Below are 19,307 nucleotides of genomic sequence, written 5' to 3'. Positions count from 1 at the left end.
GGCCGGTCGCCGGTGCTGTGCTGCGCGGGGCGAGGTGGCCGATGACCGAACACGGCGGTGTCCACCTCGACCGTGCCCGCGAGCGGTTCCTGGGGGACGGCACGCTCGACACCGGGCTCCGCCCGGAGATCGTCCGGTCCTGGGAGCGCTCGCTGCGCGCCGGGGTCGACGCCGAGGAACTGTCGCTGCCCTACGACCCGGACCTCGACTTCGACGGCAGCCTCGTGCACTGCGCCCGGCCCGTCCTCGACGACCTCGCCGAACGGCTCTCCGGCATGTCGGTCGCCGTCGTGCTCTCCGACGCCGACGGCCACGTCCTCGACCGCCGGGTCGGGGAGGGCGAGCTCCAGCGCCGGCTCGACGACATCTCGCTCGCGCCCGGGTTCAGCTACGCCGAGGAGTTCGCCGGCACCAACGGCGTCGGCACCGCCCTGGAGGGCAACCGGCCGGCCATGGTCATCGGGGCCGAGCACTACACCGACCTGCTCCGCCCCTTCGCCTGTGCGGGCGCCCCGGTCCACCGTCCCGAGGGCGGACTCGCGGGCATCCTCGACGTCACCTGCCTGGCCGCCGAGGCCAACGACCTCATGCGCTTCCTCGCCCAGCAGGCCGCCCGGGACATCGAGGAGGTCCTGCGGGAACGGGGCGGAGCCGGGTCCCGGGCGGTGATGGCCGCCTTCCGGGCGGCGTGCGCGCGCGTGCGGGGCCCGGTGATCGCGCTCGCCGACGACTTCGTCATCGCCAACCGCGCGGCCGACGACTCGCTCTCGGTGGCCGACCGGGACCTCATCGCCCGCTTCGCGGCGGAGTACCGGCGGCTCGGTCCGAACGAGGAGCGGGCCCTGCTCGACGACGGGCCGGTCCGCCTGGTCATCACCCCCGCACCGGCCGACCGGCCGGCCGGCGTGGTGGTCGAGGTGCTGCACAGCACGAGCACGCTGCGCCTCGCCACGAACGGCGGCGCCACCCTCCCGCGCACGTCCACGACGTCGACCCTGCCGGGGCCGTCGACGCACCGGGAGCGGCCGCTCGCCGGGCTGGCCGGGACCACCCGCTCGTGGCGCTCCACGAGCGCCGCCCTGCGGACCTCCGCGACCGCGGTGCGCAGCACGCTGGTGCTCGGCGAGACCGGGGTCGGGAAGCTCGCCGCGGTGCGGGCGGCCCACCGCGAGATCCGGCCGGCCGCCCGCCTGGTGGTGGTCGACGGGGACGGCCCGGATGCCGCCGAGGACATCGCGGCGACGACCGACGACCTCGGCGAGCCCGCGACCGTGGTGGTCCGGCGGGCGCAGAGCCTCGACGAGAACGGCGCGGACGCCCTGTCCGAGCTGCTCGCGGACGTGCCGTCGGACGTGTGGGTGGTCGGACTCGTCACCGGGGACGCCGTCCCCTCCGGCCGACCGGTGCAGGCCGTGCTCGGCGGGTTCGAGGGGTCGGTCGTGGTGGAACCGTTGCGGCGGCGCCCCGAGGACGTCGCCCCGCTGGTGGAGTCCCTCCTCGCCCGGCTCGCCCCCGGACGACGGGTGCGGTGCACCCCGGAGGCGCTCGCCCTGCTCGGCGGGGCCCGGTGGCCGGGCAACGTCGCGCAGCTCTCGGACGTCCTGCGCCGGGCGCTGGCCGCGCGTCCGGCGGGTGACATCGAGGCGGGCGACCTCCCGGCGGAGGTCGCGGTGCACGGCACCCGCCGTCGGCTGACGCCGCTGGAGACCGCCGAGCGGGACCTCATCGTCGCGGCGCTCATCGAGGCCCGCGGCAACCGGGTGCAGGCCGCGGCGGCCCTCGGGATGGGTCGGGCGACGCTCTACCGCCGGCTGCGCGCCTTCGGCATCACCGACGTCGGGCGCTGACCCCGCGCCCGCCCCGGCGGCGGACCGGCCGGGTCGGTCCCCGGCCGCCCGCGGGACGGGCGGGCGGGGCGACGACGCCGGGGGCCTCCCCGGGCCCGTCGTCGGGGTCGTCGGGGTCGTCGTGGTCCGTGCCGGTGGCCCACTGCCGGGCCGCGTCCCGGGCGACGGCGACCACGTCGGCCAGCAGCTCGTCGGCGTGCGCCACCAGCCGTCGGGACGAGCAGGACAGGCCGAGGGCCACCGTCGAGGTGCCCGACGGCGAGGTGATCGGCGCGGCGAGCGTGCCGAATCCGCGCGCGTACTCCTCCTCGTCGCGCGCCCAGCCCTGCCGGGCCACGGCGTCGAGCTCGGCGCCCAGACGCACCGGGCAGGTCACGGTGGCCGGGGTGAGGGCGGCGAGGGGCTCGGTGGCGACGGCCTCGCGGTAAGTCGGGGACGCGGCGAGGAGCACCTTGGTGAAGGCCAGACCGTGGGCGCGCTCCGGCGGCACGTGGGTGTCGAGGCCGGGGAGCCGGGCGAGGCCCTGGTGTCCACGCACGTCGGAGACGCTCGCGACCAGGGTGCCGGTGCGGCGGACCAGGTAGGCCCGCTGCCGGGTCCGGCGGTAGAGCTCGGTGACGGCCTCGGCCAGCACCGCACCCGGGGCCGGGTCGCCGGGCCCGAGGTCGCTCGGGGCGGCGGGCTGCTCCGGGGGGACCCACGCCCCCCACGGCGGCGCCGTGCCCAGGCGACAGCGCCCCGAGTCGTCCCGGCGTGCGAACCCCGCCTCGCAGAGTGTGTTGACCATGTAGCGGGCGGTCGCCGGACTCTTCCCGAGTCGTTCCCCGATCTCGGCCGCGGACAGGCCCTCGGGATGGTCCCCGAGCAGCCGCAGCGCCCGCAGGACCATCGCCGCCGTCTTCAACGACCGTGCACCCGACGTGTCCCCGCTCACAGCGCTCGACACTAGGGACGCGGCCGCGGGGCGCCTGTCTCAGTTCGGGACACGGTGGGTGTCTCAGGGCCGACCCCGAGTGATCCCGGGGTCGGGCACGGAGGCGGCCCCCCGCACGTTGGACGAGCGTGGGGAACGCATCCCACCCCGATCGAGAGGAATCACCATGGCCGTCATGACCCGACCCCGCGAGGGCGCCTGGATCGGCGGCGTGTGCGCCGGCCTCGGGGCGCGCTTCGGCGTCTCCGCGAACGTCGTGCGCCTGCTGTTCGTGCTGTCCTGCCTGCTGCCGGGGCCGCAGGTGCTCATCTACCTCGCACTGTGGGTGATCATGCCGCGGCGCTGACCGGCTCCGGCGCCGCGTCGGATTCTCAGCCGATCATCAGGCTGTGACCAGCTTCCGTGCCGGTTTCGTCCGGAATGTGGAGGGTGTCGTCGTCCGACCCCGGGGAGGTTCCCGTGAGCGCCGCTGCACCCGTTCCCGACCCCACCGGCCTGTCCGAGGAACAACGGCGGGTCCTCGACGAGCTCGCGGCCCACGAGAACGCCGCCGACCCGGGCTACGTGCTCCGGATGAACGCACCCGCCCGCCCCGGGCCCTCCGGTCCGGCCGGGGCGGCGTGGGCGGAGGCCCGCGAGGCGACCGTCGCGCGGGGCCGGCGCCGCGACCTCGTGGTGCAGCTGGCGGTGGTCGGCGTGATCCTGGCGCTCGTCCTCCCGGTCGCCTGGACGGTCGCGCTCGTGCTCACCGTGGTGCTGCTGGTCGGGCCGGTCTACGTGGTGACGAGGGCCCTGCGCCAGGGCGGCCTGGAGCCGCCCGCGCCGCGGCCCGACCGGCCCTGACACCGGCGGCGTGAGACTGCGCCGCCGGGTGTCCACCGGCGGCGGTTCGAGGAGAGGAGACGTCCATGGAGTTCCTGGTCGTCCTGTTGGTGGTGGTGGCACTGGTCGTGCTGACGACCGGTGGCGCCGCCGTGCACGCCGTGCAGCAGTACCAGCGCGGCGTAGTGCTGCGCTTCGGTCGGCTGCAGTCGACGGTCCGCGAGCCGGGGCTGCGGGTGATCGTCCCGTTCGTCGACCGCATGACGAAGGTGCCGGTGCAGACCACGGTGCTCGACGTGCCGTCGCAGAACGCGATCACCCGCGACAACGTGACCATCGGCGTCGACGCGGTCGTCTACTTCAAGGTGACCGACCCGGTGCGGGCCGTGGTGAACGTCGACGACTACCTGCGGGCCACGTCGCAGGTCGCGCAGACCTCGATGCGCTCGGTGATCGGCCGGGCCGACCTCGACACGCTGCTCGCCGACCGCGAGCAGATCAACGCCGAGCTGCGGGCCGTGATCGACGCTCCCACCGAGGACTGGGGCGTGAGCATCGACCGGGTCGAGATCAAGGACATCGCCCTGCCGGAGGGCATGCGCCGGTCGATGTCGCGGCAGGCGGAGGCCGAGCGGGACCGCCGTGCCCGCGTCATCAGTGCGGAGGGCGAGCTGGAGGCCTCGGAGAAGCTGACGCAGGCCTCGGAGCGGATGAGCTCGGCGCCCGGTGCGCTGCAGCTGCGGCTCCTGCAGACGGTCACCGACGTCGCGTCGGACAAGAACTCGACGCTGGTCATGCCGCTGCCGGTGGAGCTGCTGCGCTTCCTCGACCGCGGCCCCTCGGAGGAGGCCGTCGCGCGGCACGCGGCCGAGCGGGACGCCCGTCCCGACGGCGGGTCGAGCGCGCTGGAGGACGTCGCCGCCGCGGCACGCACCGCGATCGGGCCCGTGCCCACCTCGCTCGAGGCCGCGCGCGAGCAGGAGGGGACCCGCACCGCGGAGCCCGAGCCGGTGCCGAACGGCGCGGCTCACCAGAGGTGACCGGGTAGGTCCTTCGTCAGAGCGGTGAGCTCACCACGGGTCGTCGCGGCGTACGCCGCGACGACCCGTTCGTCGTACTCGGCCACCGTGAGCCGCCCGTGCTCCATCGCCCGGTCGAGCCGTTCCACGGTCAGGTTCCGCTCGACGTCGGACGCGCGCACCCCGTCGGCCATGGCTCCCATTCTGCCGGGGCGCACCGGCGTCGGGTGATCAACGGACCCGCACGGGGCCCGCGGTCGGTCCTCGAGCCCCATCAGGGCCCGGTGATCACCCGGTCCCGCCGACCCGCGAGGCCCGGTCGAGCAGGTAGGCCCGCTCCGGCGCCGACGCGGTGCGCCGGGCCGCCTCCCGGTAGGCCGCCACCGCCTCGTCGGGCCGCCCGGCCGCCTCGGCGAGGTGGGCACGGACGGCGGCCACCCGGTGGTGGCCGCGCAGTCCCGGCTCGTCCAGGGCGTCGAGCTCCGCGAGGGCCGCCGCGGGGCCGTGCACCTCGCCCAGCGCCACCAGCCGACCGAGGCGGGCCATCGGGTCCGGCCACAGCCCGACGAGGGTGTCGTACAGGGCGAGGACCTGCGGCCAGTCGGTGTCCTGCGCCCGGCCGGCCTCCGCGTGCACGGCGGCGATCGCCGCCTGCACCGTGTACGGCCCCGGCACCCCGTCGCGCAGGACCGCCGTGACCAGCGCCGTGCCCTCCGCCATCCGCGCCGGGTCCCACCGGGTCCGGTCCTGCTCGGCCAGCGGGACGAGCCCGCCGTCGGGACCGGTGCGGGCCGCGCGCCGGGCGTCGGTGAGCAGCATCAGCGCGAGCAGCCCCGCCGCCTCCCCGTGTTCCGGGGCCCCCTCCAGTGCGGCGGCCAGCACGCGGGCGAGCCGGATCGCCTCGTCGGCCAGGTCGGTGCGCTGCAACGTCTCGCCGGCGGAGGCGGTGTGGCCCTCGGTGAACACGACCGACAGCACGGCGAGCACGGCCGGGAGCCGGTCGCGGCGCTGCCCGGCGTCGGGGACCTCGAACGCCCGCCCGAGCTCGGTGAGCCTCGCCTTGGCGCGGCTGATCCGCTGGGCGACGGTGGGCTCGGGCAGCAGCAGGCCGCGGGCGATCTCGGCGGTGGTCAGTCCGCCGACGGCCCGCAGGGTGAGCGCCACCTGGCTCGGCACGCGCAGCGCGGGATGACAGCAGAGCAGCAGCAGGGCGAGCGTGTCGTCGGTCGCGCCGACCGCGCCCTCCGACGCGCGCCGGGCGTCGGCCTCCTCCCGACGACGACGGGCGGTGTCCCGCCGGACGCCCTCCACCAGTCGTCGGGTGGCGGTGGTGACCAGCCACCCGGTCGGGTTGTCCGGCACCCCGTCGGCCGCCCAGATCCGCGACGCCGCGAGCAACGCCTCCTGCAGCGCGTCCTCGCAGGCGTCGAAGTCCCGGTGCCGCCGCACGAGCACGGCGAGGGCGACCGGTGCGGCCTCGCGGAGCGCCTCGATCACATGTCCCACCCGCTCATGTCCAGCACCGGACGGACCTCGACCAGGCCCCACACCGCGTCCGGCACCCGCGCCGCGATCTCCTCGGCACGCGCGGCGTCCGCCACGTCGACCAGGTAGAAGCCCGCGAGGTGCTCCTTGGTCTCCGCGAAGGGCGCGTCGGCCACCACGGGGCTCCCGTCCGCCGTCGACACCCACCGGGCGAGGGCGGGGTCGGCCAGTCCCTCGGAGACGACGAGCTCACCCGAGCCGGCCAGCTCGCGGGTCAGCGCCAGGTGGTCGACGCCGAACCGCGCCCGCTGCTCGGGGGTGAGGGCCTCCCAGCGCTGCGCGAAGTGCGGGTTCGAGTGCAGCAGGATCATGAACTTCACGACGACGGGTCCTCCCGGTCCTCCGGATCGCTTCCGCCCCGGTGTCGAGGCCGCGGGGGCCGGTCTCGACACGAGGGCATGAGCACCCACGAGATTCTCGCCGTCCTGACCGAGCAGCACGCCGCGATCGCCGCCGGCGACGCCGAGCGGGCGATGGCCACCGCCGCGCCCGACGCCGTCGTCTTCGACCTCGCCCCGCCGCTCGTGCAGCACACCGGGGTCGCCGAGCTGGCCGACTGGATCGCGTCGTTCGGCGCGCCGCCCGTGCTGGCCCACCACGACCCCGTCGTGCACGCGGACGGCGACGTCGCCCTCGTCCACGCGCTCACCTCGATGACCGGGGACAAGGGCGGGGAGTTCACCCTCTGGTTCCGGTCGACGATCGGGCTGCGACGCCTCGACGGGCGGTGGCTCGTGGTGCACCGGCACGAGTCGGTGCCCTTCCACATGGACGGCTCGTTCCGGGCGGCGGTGGAGCTGGCGCCCGGTGCCGTTGTGTGAGGGGCACGACGCGTGCACAGTGGGTCGATCAGGAGGACAACGACGTCCCGGAGCGCGCCATGCACACCCCGTCCGACCCCACGCCGCTCACCGGCGAGGAGCAGGCCGTCCTCGCGTCCATCTCGGACCACGAGCACCGCACCGACGCGCGCTTCGCCGAGGCGCTCTCGGACGGGGTGCCGCCCGCCCGGCGCCGGCCGCGGCGGACGGCGGGGCTGGCGCTCGCGGGCGTGACCGCCGTGGCGGTCGCGCCGCTCGTGCTCCCGTCCGCCTACGTCCTGGCCGTCGCGGCGGTGGCGCTGCTCGTCGTCGTGCCCACCGGACTCGTGGTGTGGGCGATGCGCCAGGGCCACGTCGACCCGGACTCCGGTCGGACGCGCTGACCGACCGGGTCAGCCCAGGGCGGTCAGCGCCTTCGTGATCCGCTGCTCGGAGATCGGGCCCGCCGTGCCCACCTCCTGCGCGAACCGGCTCACCCGGAGCTCCTGCAGCATCACCGCCACCGCGTCCCAGCCGTCGCGGTCGAACGTGCGCGGTTCCTGCGCCGCGGCCCGACGTCGGGTGCGGTAGGTCGTCTCCACGGCGTGGACCTCGGCCATGAGCTCGGCGTCCCGACGGGGGGCCTCGGCGAGCTTGTCGAGACGCCGGGCCGCCGCGCGCAGCCAGCGGGCGACGTCGGGGAGCCGGGTCACGCCCCAGCGCGTGACGAACCGGCCCCCGACCAGCGTCGACAGCTGGTCGCGGACGTCCTCGAGCGCCGGGTCGAGCAGTCCGCTGCCCGGTCGGGCCCGGAGCCGGTCCAGGGCACCCCGCACGACGCCCGCCTCGGCGAGCACGGTCTCGGCGCGCGTCAGCACCTCGGCCGCACCGGCGGGCAGACGGGCGGCCACGTCGCCGCGGAGCTTCTCGAACGCCGCCGCCTGCCAGACCGGGCCCTTGAGCGCGACGACGAGCCCGTCGACGGCGGCGGCGACGCAGTCGTCGGCGAGGTCGGCCACCCCCGCGTAGTCCGACTCGGCCATGGCGCTCTTGAGCCGCAGGGTCGCGCGGTTGTCGAGGGAGCGCACCAGCGACCTCGCGGGCGACGAGATCGAGCGCAGCAGCAGCCGCCGGGTGCCGGCCCGCATCGCGTCGCGGGCCTCCAGCGCGGAGTCGAACACGCCCACGCCCACCGTCGAACCCTCGTCGACCAGCGCGAGGTGCGCGGTGACGGTGCCGCCGGCCCGGGACTGCTCGCGGGTCCGCGGCAGGTCCCCGATCTCGGCGAACGACGTCAGCCCGCGCCGCTCGAGACCGTCGGCGACCTTCGCGACGGCGGCCTTCGTCTCCTGGGCGTAGCGGCGTCGCAGGGCGCCGAGGTCCCCGCCCGAGGCGACCGGTGACCCGTCGTCGCGCACCACCGCGAACGTCAGCCGCAGGTGCGACGGCAGGCCCGCGACGTTCCACGTGTCGGTGGGGACGTCGACGCCGGAGAGTCGCTTGACGGTCTCGGTGAGAGCGCGCAGCAGCGACTCGCCCTCCGCGGGGCGACGGCCGGCGGTCAGGCGCGCGAGCAGGGCCCGCGCGGTGTCGGGGGCCGGGACGAGCGAGCGGCGCAGCGGCTTGGGCAGCGTGCGGATGAGCGAGGTCAGCAGTTCCTCGCGCAGCCCCGGCACCTGCCACGCCAGGTCCTCCGCGCGGACCTGGCCCAGCACCGCGAGCGGGACGGTGACCGTGACGCCGTCGGTGTCGGTGCCGGGCTCGAAGGCGTAGGACAGCGGGAGGGTGAGACCCCCGGCCTGCCAGGAGTCGGGGAACGACCCGGCGTCGGGAGCCTCGTGGGCGAGCAGCGTCGCGGGGTCCAGGTCGAGCAGCCGCGGGTTCCGCCGCGCCTCCTTCTGCCACCACCGGTCGAAGTGGCGCACCGAGACGACCGACGCGGGGACCCGCTCGTCGTAGAAGCGGTAGAGGGTCTCCTCGTCGACGAGCAGCTCGCGACGCGCCCGCCGCTCGAGTTCCGCGACCCGCTCGATCTCGGCGGCGTTGCGGCGCACGAACTCGTGCCGCGTGCTCCAGTCGCCCTCCACCAGCGCGTGCCGGAGGAACAGCTCGCGGGAGAGCTCCGGGTCGATCCGGCCGAAGTCGACGCTGCGGTCCATCGCGAGCGGGACCCCGAACAGCGTCACCCGCTCCGTGGCGACGGCGGACCCGCGCCGCTTCGACCAGCGCGGCTCGGAGTACGTGCGGGTGACCAGATCGCCCGCCGCCTCCTCGGCCCAACGCGGGTCGATCCCGGCGACGGTTCGGCCCCAGAGCCGGGAGGTCTCGACCAGCTCGGCGGCCATGACGAACGTCGGGGGCCGCTTCGCGAGCGACGACCCGGGCCAGATCGTGAACCGCGCGCCCCGGCTGCCCTCGTACTCGGTGATGGGGCGCCGCTTGGGCTTCGGCTGCCCCTGCTTGGGCTTCGGTGGCTCGAGCGCGAGCCCGAGCTGGGAGAGCAGCCCGGTGAGCAGCGCCTGGTGCACGCGGTCGGCGAGGTCCTTCGTGATCTCCTCGGACGGCTGGTTGCGGGTGAGCCCCAGCTCGTCGGTCAGCTGCCGCAGCTGCGCCGCGAGGTCCTGCCACTCCCGGATGCGCAGGAAGTTGAGGTACTCGGCGGCGCACTGCCTGCGGAACCGGTTCCCGGTCAGCTCCTTGCGCTGGGTGCGGATGTGTTCCCAGAGGTTCAGCCACGACAGGAAGTCCGAGCGCGGGTCGGTGAAGCGGGCGTGCGCGGCGTCGGCCTCCGCGGTCTTCTCGGTCGGGCGCTCGCGCGGGTCCTGGGCGGACAGGCCGGCGGCGATGACCGTGACCTCGTGCAGACAGCCGAGCCGGTCGGCGGCCAGGATCATGCGGCCGATGCGGGGGTCGACGGGCAGCCGCGCGAGGTCGCGCCCGACGTCGGAGAGCCGGGTGGCGTCCCCGTCGACGATCGCGCCGAGCTCGGTCAGCAGCCGGACGCCGTCGCGGACCGCCGCGCGCTCCGGCGGGTCGACGAACGGGAACTCCTCGACCGGCCCGAGCTTGGCCCCGGCCATCTGCAGGATCACCGAGGCGAGGTTGGTGCGCTGGATCTCGGGGTCGGTGAACTCGGGCCGCGCGTCGAAGTCGTCCTCGGCGTAGAGCCGGATGCAGATGCCGTCCGCGACGCGGCCGCAGCGACCCGCGCGCTGCGTGGCGGACGCCTGCGAGATCTTCTCGATCGGCAGCCGCTGCACCTTCGTGCGCTGGCTGTAGCGCGAGATGCGGGCGTAGCCCGGGTCGATGACATAGCGGATGCCCGGCACCGTCAGCGAGGTCTCGGCGACGTTGGTGGCGAGGACGACGCGGCGTCGGCTCGAGCGGCCCGGCTCGAACACCCGGTGCTGCTCGGCGGCGGAGAGCCGGGCGTAGAGGGGCAGCACGTCGAGCGGGTCGGTGGGACTCTCGGGCAGCGCGTTCAGGGCGTCGGCGGTGTCGCGGATCTCCCGCTCGCCCGCGAGGAACACGAGGACGTCGCCCGGGCCCTCGCGACGCAGCTCGGTGACGGCGTCGACGATGCCGTCGAGCTGGTCGCGCTCCTCGGCGGCGGGGTCGTCCGGGTCGACCAGCGGCTCGTAACGGATCTCGACGGGGAAGGTGCGCCCGGAGACCTCGATGATCGGGGCGTCGCCGAAGTGCGCGGAGAACCGTTCCGGGTCGATCGTCGCCGAGGTGATGATCACCTTGAGGTCGGGGCGACGCGGCAGCAGCTGCGCGAGGTAGCCGAGCAGGAAGTCGATGTTGAGGCTGCGCTCGTGCGCCTCGTCGATGATGAGCGTGTCGTAGCGGCGCAGCAGCCGGTCCTGCTGGATCTCGGCGAGCAGGATGCCGTCGGTCATGAGCTTGACCAGCGTGTCCTCGCTCGCGCGGCTGGTGAAGCGGACCTGGTAGCCGACGACGTCGGAGTCGGAGGTGCCCAGCTCGTCGGCGACCCGCTCGGCCACCGTCCGCGCCGCGATCCGGCGCGGCTGGGTGTGCCCGATGGTGCCGGTGACACCACGCCCGAGCTCGAGGGCGATCTTCGGCAGCTGCGTCGTCTTGCCCGACCCGGTCTCCCCGGCGACCACCACGACCTGGTGGTGCTCGAGCGCAGCCTTGATGTCGTCGACGCGCGCCGAGATCGGCAGCTGCTCGGGGTAGGAGACGACCGGGACCGAGGCCCGTCGGCGCTCCAGGCGCTGCTCGGCCCGCTCGACGTCGCCCGCGATCTTCCCGAGCGTCCCGGCCCGCTTCTCCTCGTCGTCGATCCGCCGCGCCCCGTCGAGCCGGCGGGCGAGCCGGTGGGAGTCGGCGCCGCCGAGTGCGCGCACGCGTCGCTGCAGGTCGGAGAGGTCGGCGGTGGGGGTGGTCGCTGTGGTCACTCCGGTCCCGGGGTCGATGGAGGAGACTGCCGACTCCCCATTGTCCCCCGCCGCGCGAGTGCTTTCCCGACGACGGGTCAGAACGTGAGCTTGAACCCCACGTGGCTCGCCGTGAAGCCGAGCCGCTCGTAGAACCGGTGCGCGTCGACCCGCTCGGTCGCGCTGGTCAGCTGCACCAGCCCGCACCCCCGTCGTCGGGACTCGTCCACGGCCCATCCGACCATCCAGGCGCCGACCCCGCGGCCCTGCTGGGAGGCCGCGACCTGGACCGCCTCGATCTGCCCGCGCCAGGCCCCGCGACGGGCGAGCCCGGGGAGGAACGAGAGCTGCAGGGTCCCGACGACCGGTCCCTCGTCCTCGACGGCGACCACCAGCAGGTGCCGGGGGTCGGCGTCGACCGCCGCGAACGCCCGCTCGTAGTCGGTCAGGTCACCCTCGCCGGAGTCGCCGCGCGCCGCCGAGACCGGATCGGCCCCGAACAGCGCCGCGAGGGCGGGGACGTCGGACACCTCCGCCCGACGCAGGGACACCCGATGCTTACCGAACTCATACCGCGCCAGCTCGCCGCCCGGCATATTGTCCTTTCAAGTGTTCTGTTCGCCGATCTCCGGGTATGCGAACTCATCCAGGCGACGAAGGGGAACCCACTGATGGCTCACACGACGGACACGGTGCCGGCGCAGCGGACGTCCGATCCGATCCTGACGACGGTGCGCGTGTTCGCGGTGCTCACCGTCGTCAACCTGCTCTGGCAGTTCCTGTCGGCCGGCGAGCTGGTCAACCGTCCGGTGAACGACGCCTTCGAGGCGTCCCACGCGGCCGGGGCGATCGTGCTCCACGTCCTGTCCGGCATCGCCATGATCGCCGCCTTCGCGTTCTGGCGGCTCCGCGGCGCCGCCCTCTGGCCCGCCGTCACCGCCCTGCTCGTGTTCGTGCTGTCGTTCGTGCAGGCCTACTACGGCGGCCGGTCGACGCTGTGGATCCACGTCCCCGGCGCCATGATCCTCACGATCGGCGCCGTGGCCGTCGCCGTGTGGGCGTTCCTGCCCTCGGCTCGCGCCCGGGCGTAGCCCCGACGCGAGTGCGGCGGAGTGCGTCACGGCTGACGCACTCCGCCGCACTCGCAGTCACCTCCGCTTCGCGCTGATGACCCCGGTGTTGAAGCCGGCGAGGTGCAGCCCGCCGTGGAAGCGGGCGTGCTCGACCTTGAGGCACCGGTCCATCACGACCGTCAGCCCGGCCTCCTCGCCGCGCCGCGCGAGCTCCTCGTCGTAGAGCCCGAACTGCAGCCAGAACGTCCTGGCGCCGGCCTCGATGGTCGCGTCGAGCACCGAGGGCAGGTCCTCGGGGCGGCGGAAGACGTCGACGAGGTCGGGCACCACGGGGAGCTCCGCCAGCGACGGGTAGACCGGCTTCCCGAGGATCTCGGTGGCGTTCGGGTTGACGAAGTAGACGTCGAAGTCGGTGCTCGACAGCAGGTAGGTGGCGACGAAGTTCGACGCGCGCGCCGGGTTCGCCGACGCGCCCACCATCGCCACGCTCCTCGTGTCCCGCAGGATCTGCTGCCGGTCCAGTGCGGTGGGGCCGTCCCAGCTCATCAGGCGTCCTTCGTGGCCACGGTGAGGGCCTGGTCGAGGTCCCAGAGGATGTCGTCGACGTCCTCGATGCCGACGCTGATGCGGATCAGGTCGGGGCGCACCCCGCCCTCCCGCAGCTGGTCCTCGGAGAGCTGCTGGTGGGTGGTCGACGCCGGGTGCAGCACCAGCGTGCGGGCGTCCCCGATGTTGGCGAGGTGGCTGCAGAGCTGCACCGACTCGATGAAGCGTCGGCCGGCGTCGCGGCCGCCCTTCACCCCGAAGGCGAACACCGCGCCGGGGCCCTGCGGCAGGTAGTGGCGGGCACGCTCGTAGTGGGGGTGGCTGGGGAGCCCCGAGTAGCGGACCCAGTCGACCCGGTCGTCGGCCTCGAGCCACTCCGCGACCCGCTGGGCGTTCGCGACGTGCGCGGCCATCCGCTGCGGCAGCGTCTCCACGCCCTGCAGCAGCAGGAACGCCGAGTGGGGGGACAGCGAGGCGCCGATGTCGCGCAGCTGCTCGGACCGCAGCTTCGTCAGGAAGCCGTACTCCTGGAAGTTGCCCCACCAGGAGAGCCCGCCGTAGGAGGGGATCGACTCCGTCATCTGCGGGAAGTTGCCGTTGCCCCAGTCGAAGCGGCCGGACTCGCAGACCACACCACCGAGCGTGGTGCCGTGGCCCCCGATGAACTTCGTGGCCGAGTGGATGACGATGTCCGCGCCGTGCTCCATCGGACGGCACAGGTAGGGCGTGGCCGTGGTGGCGTCGATGATCAGCGGGATCCGCGCCTCGTGCGCGACCGCCGCCAGGGCCTCGACGTCGGTGACCTCGCCGGAGGGGTTGGTGACCATCTCGGCGAACACGAACCGGGTCTCCGGCCGGATCGCCGCGCGGAAGGCCTCCGGGTCATCCCCCGCGACGAACGTGGTGTCGACCCCGAAGCGGCGCAGCGTGACGTCGAGCTGGGTGACGGTGCCGCCGTAGAGGCTGGCGGCGCTCACGACGTGGTCGCCCGCGCCCGCCAGACAGGCGAAGGTGAGGAACTCCGCAGCCTGGCCGGAGGCCGTGGCGACGGCCCCGAGGGCGCCCTCGAGGCTCGCGACCCGCTCCTCGAACGCCGCCACGGTGGGGTTCGCGATGCGGCTGTAGATGTTCCCGTACTTCTGCAGCGCGAACAGGTTCGCCGCGTCTGCGGTGTCCTCGAAGACGAAGCTCGTCGACTGGTAGATCGGGACCGCCCGGGCGCCGACCGAGGAATCGGGCACCGCGCCGGCGTGGACCGCGCGCGTGGCGAAGCCCCAGGGTCGTTCCGCGTTCTCCACGTCCGCCGTTCTACACGCCCGGACGACCCGCGTCAGCGCGGATCGATCTCGGTCAACGCGGCACGGCGCGGGACGCGAAGTACTCGCTCGACGGCTTCCGGAACAACAGGACCAGGTACCCGACGAGGAGGACGGCGGTGACGAGCTGGAGCACCGACGGCACGCCCCCGGCCGCCACGGGCACCGGGGCGACGAGGGAGGTGACGGCGCCACCCAGGGAGAACAGGATGCCGACGCCGGCGAGGATCGCGGTGGTGATGCGGGCCCAGTTCGCGCCCGCGCGCACCCGGAGCCCGAACCAGAGGAAGACCGCCGCCACCACCACGGTGACCACCAGTCCGACGACGGAGGCGATGGTCGTCGCCGAGCCGATGTTCGCCATGGCCTGCTGCTGTGCCGCAGGCGGCAGGCCGAGGCTCTCGAAGTACGCGGCGTAGTCCGCGGCCGACGGCGGGAAGAGCACGCCGAGCAGTTGTGCGATGACGTAGAGGGCGAGCGCCACGCACCAGAGCAGGAACGCGGTCCGGACGGACGCGGGCTCGGGCGCGGGGGTCCCGTACCCGGGAGGCGGGACCCCGTGTCCGGGCTGCTGGGGCTCGGCAGAACCGAACGGTGCGTTCACACGACGTAAGCTATGTCACTCGGCGGCTTCCTGGGCGGCCTTCTCGCTGGATTCGGTCTGCTCGTCGAGGATTTCCTCGCGGGCCTGGGCGATGAGGCTCCGGACGGTGTCGTCCTGCGGCTCGGTCATGGGGCCAGGCATACCCGATCGCCCGCCGCTCGCACCTCCGTGGCCCGATCGGTTCAGCCGTCGAGCCCCAGCCGGGCCGCGATCACCTCGTCCATGATCTCGTTCGTCCCGCCACCGATGCCCAGGATGCGGGCGTCGCGGTAGTGCCGCTCCACCTCGACCCCGTGCAGGTACCCGGCGCCGCCGTGCAGCTGGACCGCCTGGTCGACCACCCAGTCGCACGCCTCGACGGCCTGGTTCTTGGCCATCGCGAGCTCGGTGACGACGTCGTCGCCGGCCTCCCACCGCAGGAACACGTCACGCACGTAGACCCGGGCGACCGTCGCCCGGCGCGCCATCTGCGCGATCCTGTGCCGGACGACCTGCCGGGTCGCGAGCGGCGCCCCGAACGTCTCGCGCTGCCGCGCCCAGGCGATCGTCAGGTCGACGCAACGTTGGGCGGTGGCGGTCGCCTGGACGGCGAGCGAGAGCCGCTCGGACCCGAACCGCTCCATGATCTGCCGGAACCCGCTGCCTTCGGCCCCGACCAGGTTCGACGCCGGGACGCGGACCTCGTCGAGCGAGATCGTGGCGGTGTCGGAGCAGTGCCAGCCCATCTTGCGCAGCGCGGTGCGGTGCACGCCGGGCCGGGCGGTCTCGATGACCAGCAGCGAGATACCGCGGTGGCCGGGGCCGCCGGTGCGCACGGCCGTCGTCACGAAGTCCGCGCGGGTGCCGGAGGTGATGAAGGTCTTCGCGCCGGTCACCACGTAGTCGTCGCCGTCGCGCGCGGCGCGGGTGGTGACGGCGGCGACGTCGGAGCCGGTGCCCGGCTCGGTGATGCCGAGCGACCCGATGAGCTCGCCGCGCAGGGTCGGGCGCACGAAGCGGTCGACCAGTTCCGGCGAGCCGTGCAGCGCGATGTGCGGTGCGGCGATGCCGTGCGTGAACAGGCCCGCGACCACCCCGCTCGACCCGCCCGCGAGGATCAGCTCCTCGGTGGCGATCGCCGAGTCGAGGTGCCCGCCCTCCCCGCCCGCGCTCTCCGGGAAGCCGAGCGCCAGCAGGCCCAGCTCCCCGGCCCGCCGGTGCAGCTCCCGCGGCATCGCGCCGGCGTCCTCCCAGTCCGGCAGCGACGGGACGATCTCCCGCTCGGTGAAGCGCCGCACCAGGGCCCGCAGCTCGCGGCGCTCCTCGGTGTCCCAGGGGGACCGCTCGGCCCGCTCCACGGTCGCCGTCACCGCGACACCGCCGCGGCCGAGCCGGCGAACTGCTCCCGCAGCACCCGCTTGAGCAGCTTGCCCGTCGCGTTGCGCGGCAGCTCGGGGACGAACTCGACCCGGCTCGGGGCCTTGAAGTGCGCGATCCGGTCCCGGGCGAAGGCGATCAGCTCCTCGGCGGTGGCGCCCTCGGCGACCACCACCGCGAGCACCGACTCGCCCCACTGCGGGTCGCCGACCCCGACGACGGCCACGTCGGACACCGCGGGATGGCGGTGCAGCACCTGCTCGACCTCGACCGGGTACACGTTCTCCCCACCTGTGATGATCATGTCCTTCTTGCGGTCGACCAGGGTGACGAACCCGTCCTCGTCGCGCACGCCGAGGTCCCCGGAGTGGAACCAGCCGCCGCGCATCGCCTCGGCGGTCTCCTCCGGCCGGTTCCAGTAGCCCGCGAAGACCGTCGGTCCGCGCAGCACCAGTTCGCCGACCTCACCCGCGTCCACGAGCTCGTCGTCGGGACCGACCAGCCGCGCGTCGACGTGGAGGAACGGCCGCCCCACCGAGCCGGCGCGGGACACCACGTCCGCCGCGTCGAGGAACAGCGCGGCGGGCGACAGCTCGGTCATCCCGAAGCCCTCGGTGAACGTCCAGCCGAGCGCGAGGAACCGCTCGATCACGACGACGGGGCACGGCGCCCCACCCGAGATCGCCCAGCGCAGGGCGAGGAAGGAGCGCTCGGCGAGGTCGGGGACCCGGGTCAGCGCGGCCCACATCGCGGGCACGAGGAACTGCGTCGTCACGCCCTCGGAGGCCATCAGGTCGAGGAAGCCGACCGGGTCGAACGACGGCACCACCACGACCGTCCCGCCCGCGTAGAGCAGCGGGAGCGCCGACAGCCCGAGCGCACCGATGTGGAACAGCGGCGCCGCCGCGATCGTCACGTCGGTCGAGGCGATGCCGGGGCCCGCCACGCACAGGTTGACGGCGTTCCACAGCATGTTGTCGTGCGTCAGCACCGCGCCCTTCGGGCGGCCGGTGGTCCCCGAGGTGTACATGATCACGCAGGGCTCGTCGCCCCGTCCGGGCGCGGGATCCCCCTCCCGACGACGGATCGGGCCGGGCTCGGTGGCCAGGTCCACCAGCGTGGGGGCCGCGTCGAGCTCCGCGGCCGCCGCGTCGCCGAGCGCCTCGAAGGCCGTCGAGCGGATCAGCAGCGTGGCGCCGGCGTCGGCGAGCACGAACGCCACCTCGGCGGGGGCGAGCCGCACGTTCACCGGCACCGTGATCGCGCCGATCCGGGCGACGGCGAACAGCCACTCGAGGGAGGCGCACGAGTTCTCGCCGAGCAGGGCGACGCGGTCACCGGGCCCGACGCCGAGCCCCGCGAGGTCGGCTGCGCGGGCGGACACCCGGTCGTCGAGCTCGGCGTACGTCGTGCGGGCACCGCTCGGTCCGTCGACCAGGGCCACCGCGTCCGGCGAACGCTCCGCCCGCCGGGCCACCCACGCCCCGATGCTCTCGTCCATCCGACTCCCTCGTCGCCGCGACCCCGGTACAACCTGCCCGGACGCGCCGGTGGTTGCCAAGAGGGTCGACGACGAGCGAGCACCCTCGGTGGTCCGGCGACCCGGACGGGCACCGAGGGTGCTCGATGATCATGCTTCCGTCGTCGCCCCCCGCCGCAGCGCCCAGTAGACCGCCGCCGACACGAGGAACCCGACCTCGAAGGCGATGTCCCCGACCTGCGGCACCGCCGAGGCGACGATCCCGGTGAACGAGGTCTGGTTGGCGAACAGCACGATCGACACGACGATCCCGGCGAGCATCGCGATCGGGCCGGCGTGGTTGCGGTACGAGGTGTCGAACAGCAGCTGCTCACCGCTGCCCCGGCGCAGCCACCGGTCGACGAACACGACCGCCAGCCACGGGCCGATCCAGTAGGCGATGATCAGCAGGAAGCCCTCGTAGGCGTGGCCGGCGTCGGCGAGGCCGAGCAGGGCGACGACGAAGCCGAGCACGCCGAACACGCCCACGGCCAGCGCCCGCCGCAGCGTCAGCGGCAGCTTGATGCCGAGTGCGACGAACGACATCGAGCCCGAGTAGATGTTGATCGCGTTCGCGGCGATCGCGCCCACGGCGATGCACAGCAGGGTCAGCGCCCCGAGCCAGCCGGGCAGGTGCCCGGTGAACACCCCGGTCGGGTCGTCCAGCGCGCCGCCGCCGATCCCGCCGATGGTGGCCGACGCCGCCCCGACCGTCTCCAGCACCAGGCAGGGCACGAACACGCCCAGTCCGGCCGCCCAGCCGACCGCCCGCGGGCTCGCGTCGGCGGGCAGGTAGCGGGTGTAGTCGGTGGCGTAGGGGTTCCAGCCGGCGGCGTAGCCGAACGTCGCGCCGACCGTGAGGAGGAAGCCCGCGACCGTCCCCGCGGGCTGCCCGCCCGTGGGCACGAAGGTGGTGTCGACCTGCGTCAGGATGACGACCGACGTGATCGCGAAGACCACCGCGAGGACCGGCAGCACGAGCTTCTCGAACCCGTGGATCAGGTTGTGCCCGAGCAGGGCCACCCCGATCTGCACCGCGGCCACGATCAGCAGCGCCACCCAGCCGGGCATCCCGGTCAGCGTCGACAGGGCGAGCGCCCCGGACACGCTGTTGACCGCGAACCAGCCGATGCCCCCGACCACGGCGTTCAGGCCCGCCGGCAGCGCGTTGCCGGTGAACCCGAAGCCCAGCCGCGAGAGCACCATCATCGGCACCCCGGCCGCCGGGCCGCGCGCCGACAGCAGCCCGTGCGTGAGCGACCCCAGCGCGGTCCCGACGAGGATGCCGAGGAAGGCCCCCCAGAACCCCAGCGAGAACGCGCCGACCGCGAGCACCCCGACGAAGATCGTCGCGAACTCGAGGTTGGGCGAGCACCACGTCCAGAACAACTGCCGTGGGCGCCCGTGGCGCTCGGCGAGCGGGATGAACTCCGCGCCGCCGGGCTCGACGGCGACGACCTTGTCGCCGTACACGCCTTCCCGGACGACGACGTCCGCCGGTTCCTCGGTGACCGTCATGGCTG

General features: G+C 74.3%; 19 protein-coding genes. 7 read left to right on the top strand and 12 right to left on the bottom strand.

Annotation, left to right across the window (positions count from 1 at the left end; translation table 11 throughout):
- Nucleotides 1-41: 41 nt before the first annotated feature.
- Nucleotides 42-1,847 carry a sigma-54-dependent Fis family transcriptional regulator gene (locus tag BJ983_RS20400; protein ID WP_179795488.1) on the top strand — a complete coding sequence of 602 codons (1,806 nt, stop codon included), beginning with the start codon at nt 42-44 and terminating at the stop codon, nt 1,845-1,847.
- Here BJ983_RS20400 and BJ983_RS20395 read toward each other — a convergent pair.
- A complete protein-coding gene (locus tag BJ983_RS20395) occupies nt 1,828-2,781 on the bottom strand; it encodes an IclR family transcriptional regulator domain-containing protein (protein ID WP_179795487.1) in 954 nt (317 codons plus the stop codon). The two genes, BJ983_RS20400 and BJ983_RS20395, sit on opposite strands and share 20 nt — an antisense overlap.
- A gap of 166 nt (nt 2,782-2,947) precedes the next feature.
- Between BJ983_RS20395 and BJ983_RS20390 the strand changes: the two genes are divergently transcribed.
- The 3 genes from BJ983_RS20390 to BJ983_RS20380 all read left to right on the top strand — a co-directional run bounded on the left by BJ983_RS20390 (nt 2,948) and on the right by BJ983_RS20380 (nt 4,643).
- A complete protein-coding gene (locus BJ983_RS20390) occupies nt 2,948-3,127 on the top strand; it encodes a PspC domain-containing protein (RefSeq protein WP_179795486.1) in 180 nt (59 codons plus the stop codon).
- Between the two features lie 113 nt (nt 3,128-3,240).
- Complete coding sequence (locus tag BJ983_RS20385) at nt 3,241-3,624, top strand: hypothetical protein (RefSeq protein WP_179795485.1); 384 nt, start codon at nt 3,241-3,243, stop codon at nt 3,622-3,624.
- A 65-nt stretch (nt 3,625-3,689) separates the two neighbouring features.
- Nucleotides 3,690-4,643 (top strand): slipin family protein, encoded by a 954-nt coding sequence (locus BJ983_RS20380; protein ID WP_179795484.1) that lies wholly within the window; start codon nt 3,690-3,692, stop codon nt 4,641-4,643.
- Here BJ983_RS20380 and BJ983_RS20375 read toward each other — a convergent pair.
- From BJ983_RS20375 to BJ983_RS20365, 3 genes are all read right to left on the bottom strand, one after another.
- Nucleotides 4,631-4,816 carry a DUF1707 SHOCT-like domain-containing protein gene (locus BJ983_RS20375; protein WP_218890380.1) on the bottom strand — a complete coding sequence of 62 codons (186 nt, stop codon included), beginning with the start codon at nt 4,814-4,816 and terminating at the stop codon, nt 4,631-4,633. The two genes, BJ983_RS20380 and BJ983_RS20375, sit on opposite strands and share 13 nt — an antisense overlap.
- A 94-nt stretch (nt 4,817-4,910) precedes the next feature.
- Entirely contained in the window at nt 4,911-6,119 is a 1,209-nt protein-coding gene (locus tag BJ983_RS20370) for a DUF6596 domain-containing protein (protein ID WP_179795482.1), read from the bottom strand.
- A complete protein-coding gene (locus BJ983_RS20365; protein WP_218891364.1) occupies nt 6,116-6,478 on the bottom strand; it encodes a YciI family protein in 363 nt (120 codons plus the stop codon). Before BJ983_RS20365 ends, BJ983_RS20370 begins: the two co-directional genes overlap by 4 nt.
- Before the next feature lie 87 nt (nt 6,479-6,565).
- Between BJ983_RS20365 and BJ983_RS20360 the strand changes: the two genes are divergently transcribed.
- Both BJ983_RS20360 and BJ983_RS20355 read left to right on the top strand, forming a co-directional pair.
- A complete protein-coding gene (locus BJ983_RS20360; RefSeq protein WP_179795480.1) occupies nt 6,566-6,988 on the top strand; it encodes a YybH family protein in 423 nt (140 codons plus the stop codon).
- A gap of 59 nt (nt 6,989-7,047) precedes the next feature.
- Entirely contained in the window at nt 7,048-7,371 is a 324-nt protein-coding gene (locus tag BJ983_RS20355; protein ID WP_179795479.1) for a DUF3040 domain-containing protein, read from the top strand.
- A 9-nt stretch (nt 7,372-7,380) separates the two neighbouring features.
- Here the strand turns inward: BJ983_RS20355 and hrpA are convergent, their stop codons facing one another.
- Both hrpA and BJ983_RS20345 read right to left on the bottom strand, forming a co-directional pair.
- Nucleotides 7,381-11,391 carry an ATP-dependent RNA helicase HrpA gene (hrpA, locus tag BJ983_RS20350; RefSeq protein ID WP_179795478.1) on the bottom strand — a complete coding sequence of 1,337 codons (4,011 nt, stop codon included), beginning with the start codon at nt 11,389-11,391 and terminating at the stop codon, nt 7,381-7,383.
- Between the two features lie 77 nt (nt 11,392-11,468).
- Entirely contained in the window at nt 11,469-11,921 is a 453-nt protein-coding gene (locus BJ983_RS20345; RefSeq protein ID WP_179795477.1) for a GNAT family N-acetyltransferase, read from the bottom strand.
- Between the two features lie 120 nt (nt 11,922-12,041).
- Between BJ983_RS20345 and BJ983_RS20340 the strand changes: the two genes are divergently transcribed.
- On the top strand, nt 12,042-12,461 hold the full coding sequence (locus BJ983_RS20340) for a hypothetical protein (RefSeq protein WP_179795476.1): 420 nt from the start codon (nt 12,042-12,044) through the stop codon (nt 12,459-12,461).
- Nucleotides 12,462-12,518: 57 nt separating this feature from the next.
- On the opposite strand, the gene BJ983_RS20335 is transcribed toward BJ983_RS20340, so the two are convergent.
- From BJ983_RS20335 to BJ983_RS20310, 6 genes are all read right to left on the bottom strand, one after another.
- Complete coding sequence (locus BJ983_RS20335) at nt 12,519-12,989, bottom strand: CoA-binding protein (protein WP_179795475.1); 471 nt, start codon at nt 12,987-12,989, stop codon at nt 12,519-12,521.
- Nucleotides 12,989-14,287 carry an aminotransferase class V-fold PLP-dependent enzyme gene (locus tag BJ983_RS20330; RefSeq protein ID WP_179795474.1) on the bottom strand — a complete coding sequence of 433 codons (1,299 nt, stop codon included), beginning with the start codon at nt 14,285-14,287 and terminating at the stop codon, nt 12,989-12,991. Before BJ983_RS20330 ends, BJ983_RS20335 begins: the two co-directional genes overlap by 1 nt.
- Before the next feature lie 52 nt (nt 14,288-14,339).
- Nucleotides 14,340-14,909, bottom strand: a complete 570-nt coding sequence (locus BJ983_RS20325) for a hypothetical protein (protein ID WP_179795473.1) — start codon at nt 14,907-14,909, stop codon at nt 14,340-14,342.
- A gap of 182 nt (nt 14,910-15,091) precedes the next feature.
- Nucleotides 15,092-16,258 (bottom strand): acyl-CoA dehydrogenase family protein, encoded by a 1,167-nt coding sequence (locus tag BJ983_RS20320; protein ID WP_343054271.1) that lies wholly within the window; start codon nt 16,256-16,258, stop codon nt 15,092-15,094.
- Nucleotides 16,255-17,766, bottom strand: a complete 1,512-nt coding sequence (locus BJ983_RS20315; protein ID WP_179795472.1) for an acyl-CoA synthetase — start codon at nt 17,764-17,766, stop codon at nt 16,255-16,257. Before BJ983_RS20315 ends, BJ983_RS20320 begins: the two co-directional genes overlap by 4 nt.
- Before the next feature lie 129 nt (nt 17,767-17,895).
- Nucleotides 17,896-19,302 (bottom strand): purine-cytosine permease family protein, encoded by a 1,407-nt coding sequence (locus BJ983_RS20310; RefSeq protein ID WP_179795471.1) that lies wholly within the window; start codon nt 19,300-19,302, stop codon nt 17,896-17,898.
- Nucleotides 19,303-19,307 lie beyond the last annotated feature (5 nt).

Source organism: Actinomycetospora corticicola, from assembly GCF_013409505.1.
In the GTDB taxonomy this organism is placed as follows: domain Bacteria; phylum Actinomycetota; class Actinomycetes; order Mycobacteriales; family Pseudonocardiaceae; genus Actinomycetospora; species Actinomycetospora corticicola.
This window is presented reverse-complemented; position numbering and strand designations above follow the sequence as displayed.

Bases quoted from the DNA above. Each gene is read 5' to 3' on its own strand.
- BJ983_RS20400 (WP_179795488.1), top strand. From the start codon at position 42: ATGACCGAACACGGCGGTGTCCACCTCGACCGTGCCCGCGAGCGGTTC.
- BJ983_RS20390 (WP_179795486.1), top strand. From the start codon at position 2,948: ATGGCCGTCATGACCCGACCCCGCGAGGGCGCCTGGATCGGCGGCGTG.
- BJ983_RS20380 (WP_179795484.1), top strand. From the start codon at position 3,690: ATGGAGTTCCTGGTCGTCCTGTTGGTGGTGGTGGCACTGGTCGTGCTG.
- BJ983_RS20375 (WP_218890380.1), bottom strand. From the start codon at position 4,816: ATGGCCGACGGGGTGCGCGCGTCCGACGTCGAGCGGAACCTGACCGTG.
- BJ983_RS20365 (WP_218891364.1), bottom strand. From the start codon at position 6,478: ATGATCCTGCTGCACTCGAACCCGCACTTCGCGCAGCGCTGGGAGGCC.
- BJ983_RS20360 (WP_179795480.1), top strand. From the start codon at position 6,566: ATGAGCACCCACGAGATTCTCGCCGTCCTGACCGAGCAGCACGCCGCG.
- BJ983_RS20355 (WP_179795479.1), top strand. From the start codon at position 7,048: ATGCACACCCCGTCCGACCCCACGCCGCTCACCGGCGAGGAGCAGGCC.
- BJ983_RS20340 (WP_179795476.1), top strand. From the start codon at position 12,042: ATGGCTCACACGACGGACACGGTGCCGGCGCAGCGGACGTCCGATCCG.
- BJ983_RS20335 (WP_179795475.1), bottom strand. From the start codon at position 12,989: ATGAGCTGGGACGGCCCCACCGCACTGGACCGGCAGCAGATCCTGCGG.
- BJ983_RS20315 (WP_179795472.1), bottom strand. From the start codon at position 17,766: ATGGACGAGAGCATCGGGGCGTGGGTGGCCCGGCGGGCGGAGCGTTCG.
- BJ983_RS20310 (WP_179795471.1), bottom strand. From the start codon at position 19,302: ATGACGGTCACCGAGGAACCGGCGGACGTCGTCGTCCGGGAAGGCGTG.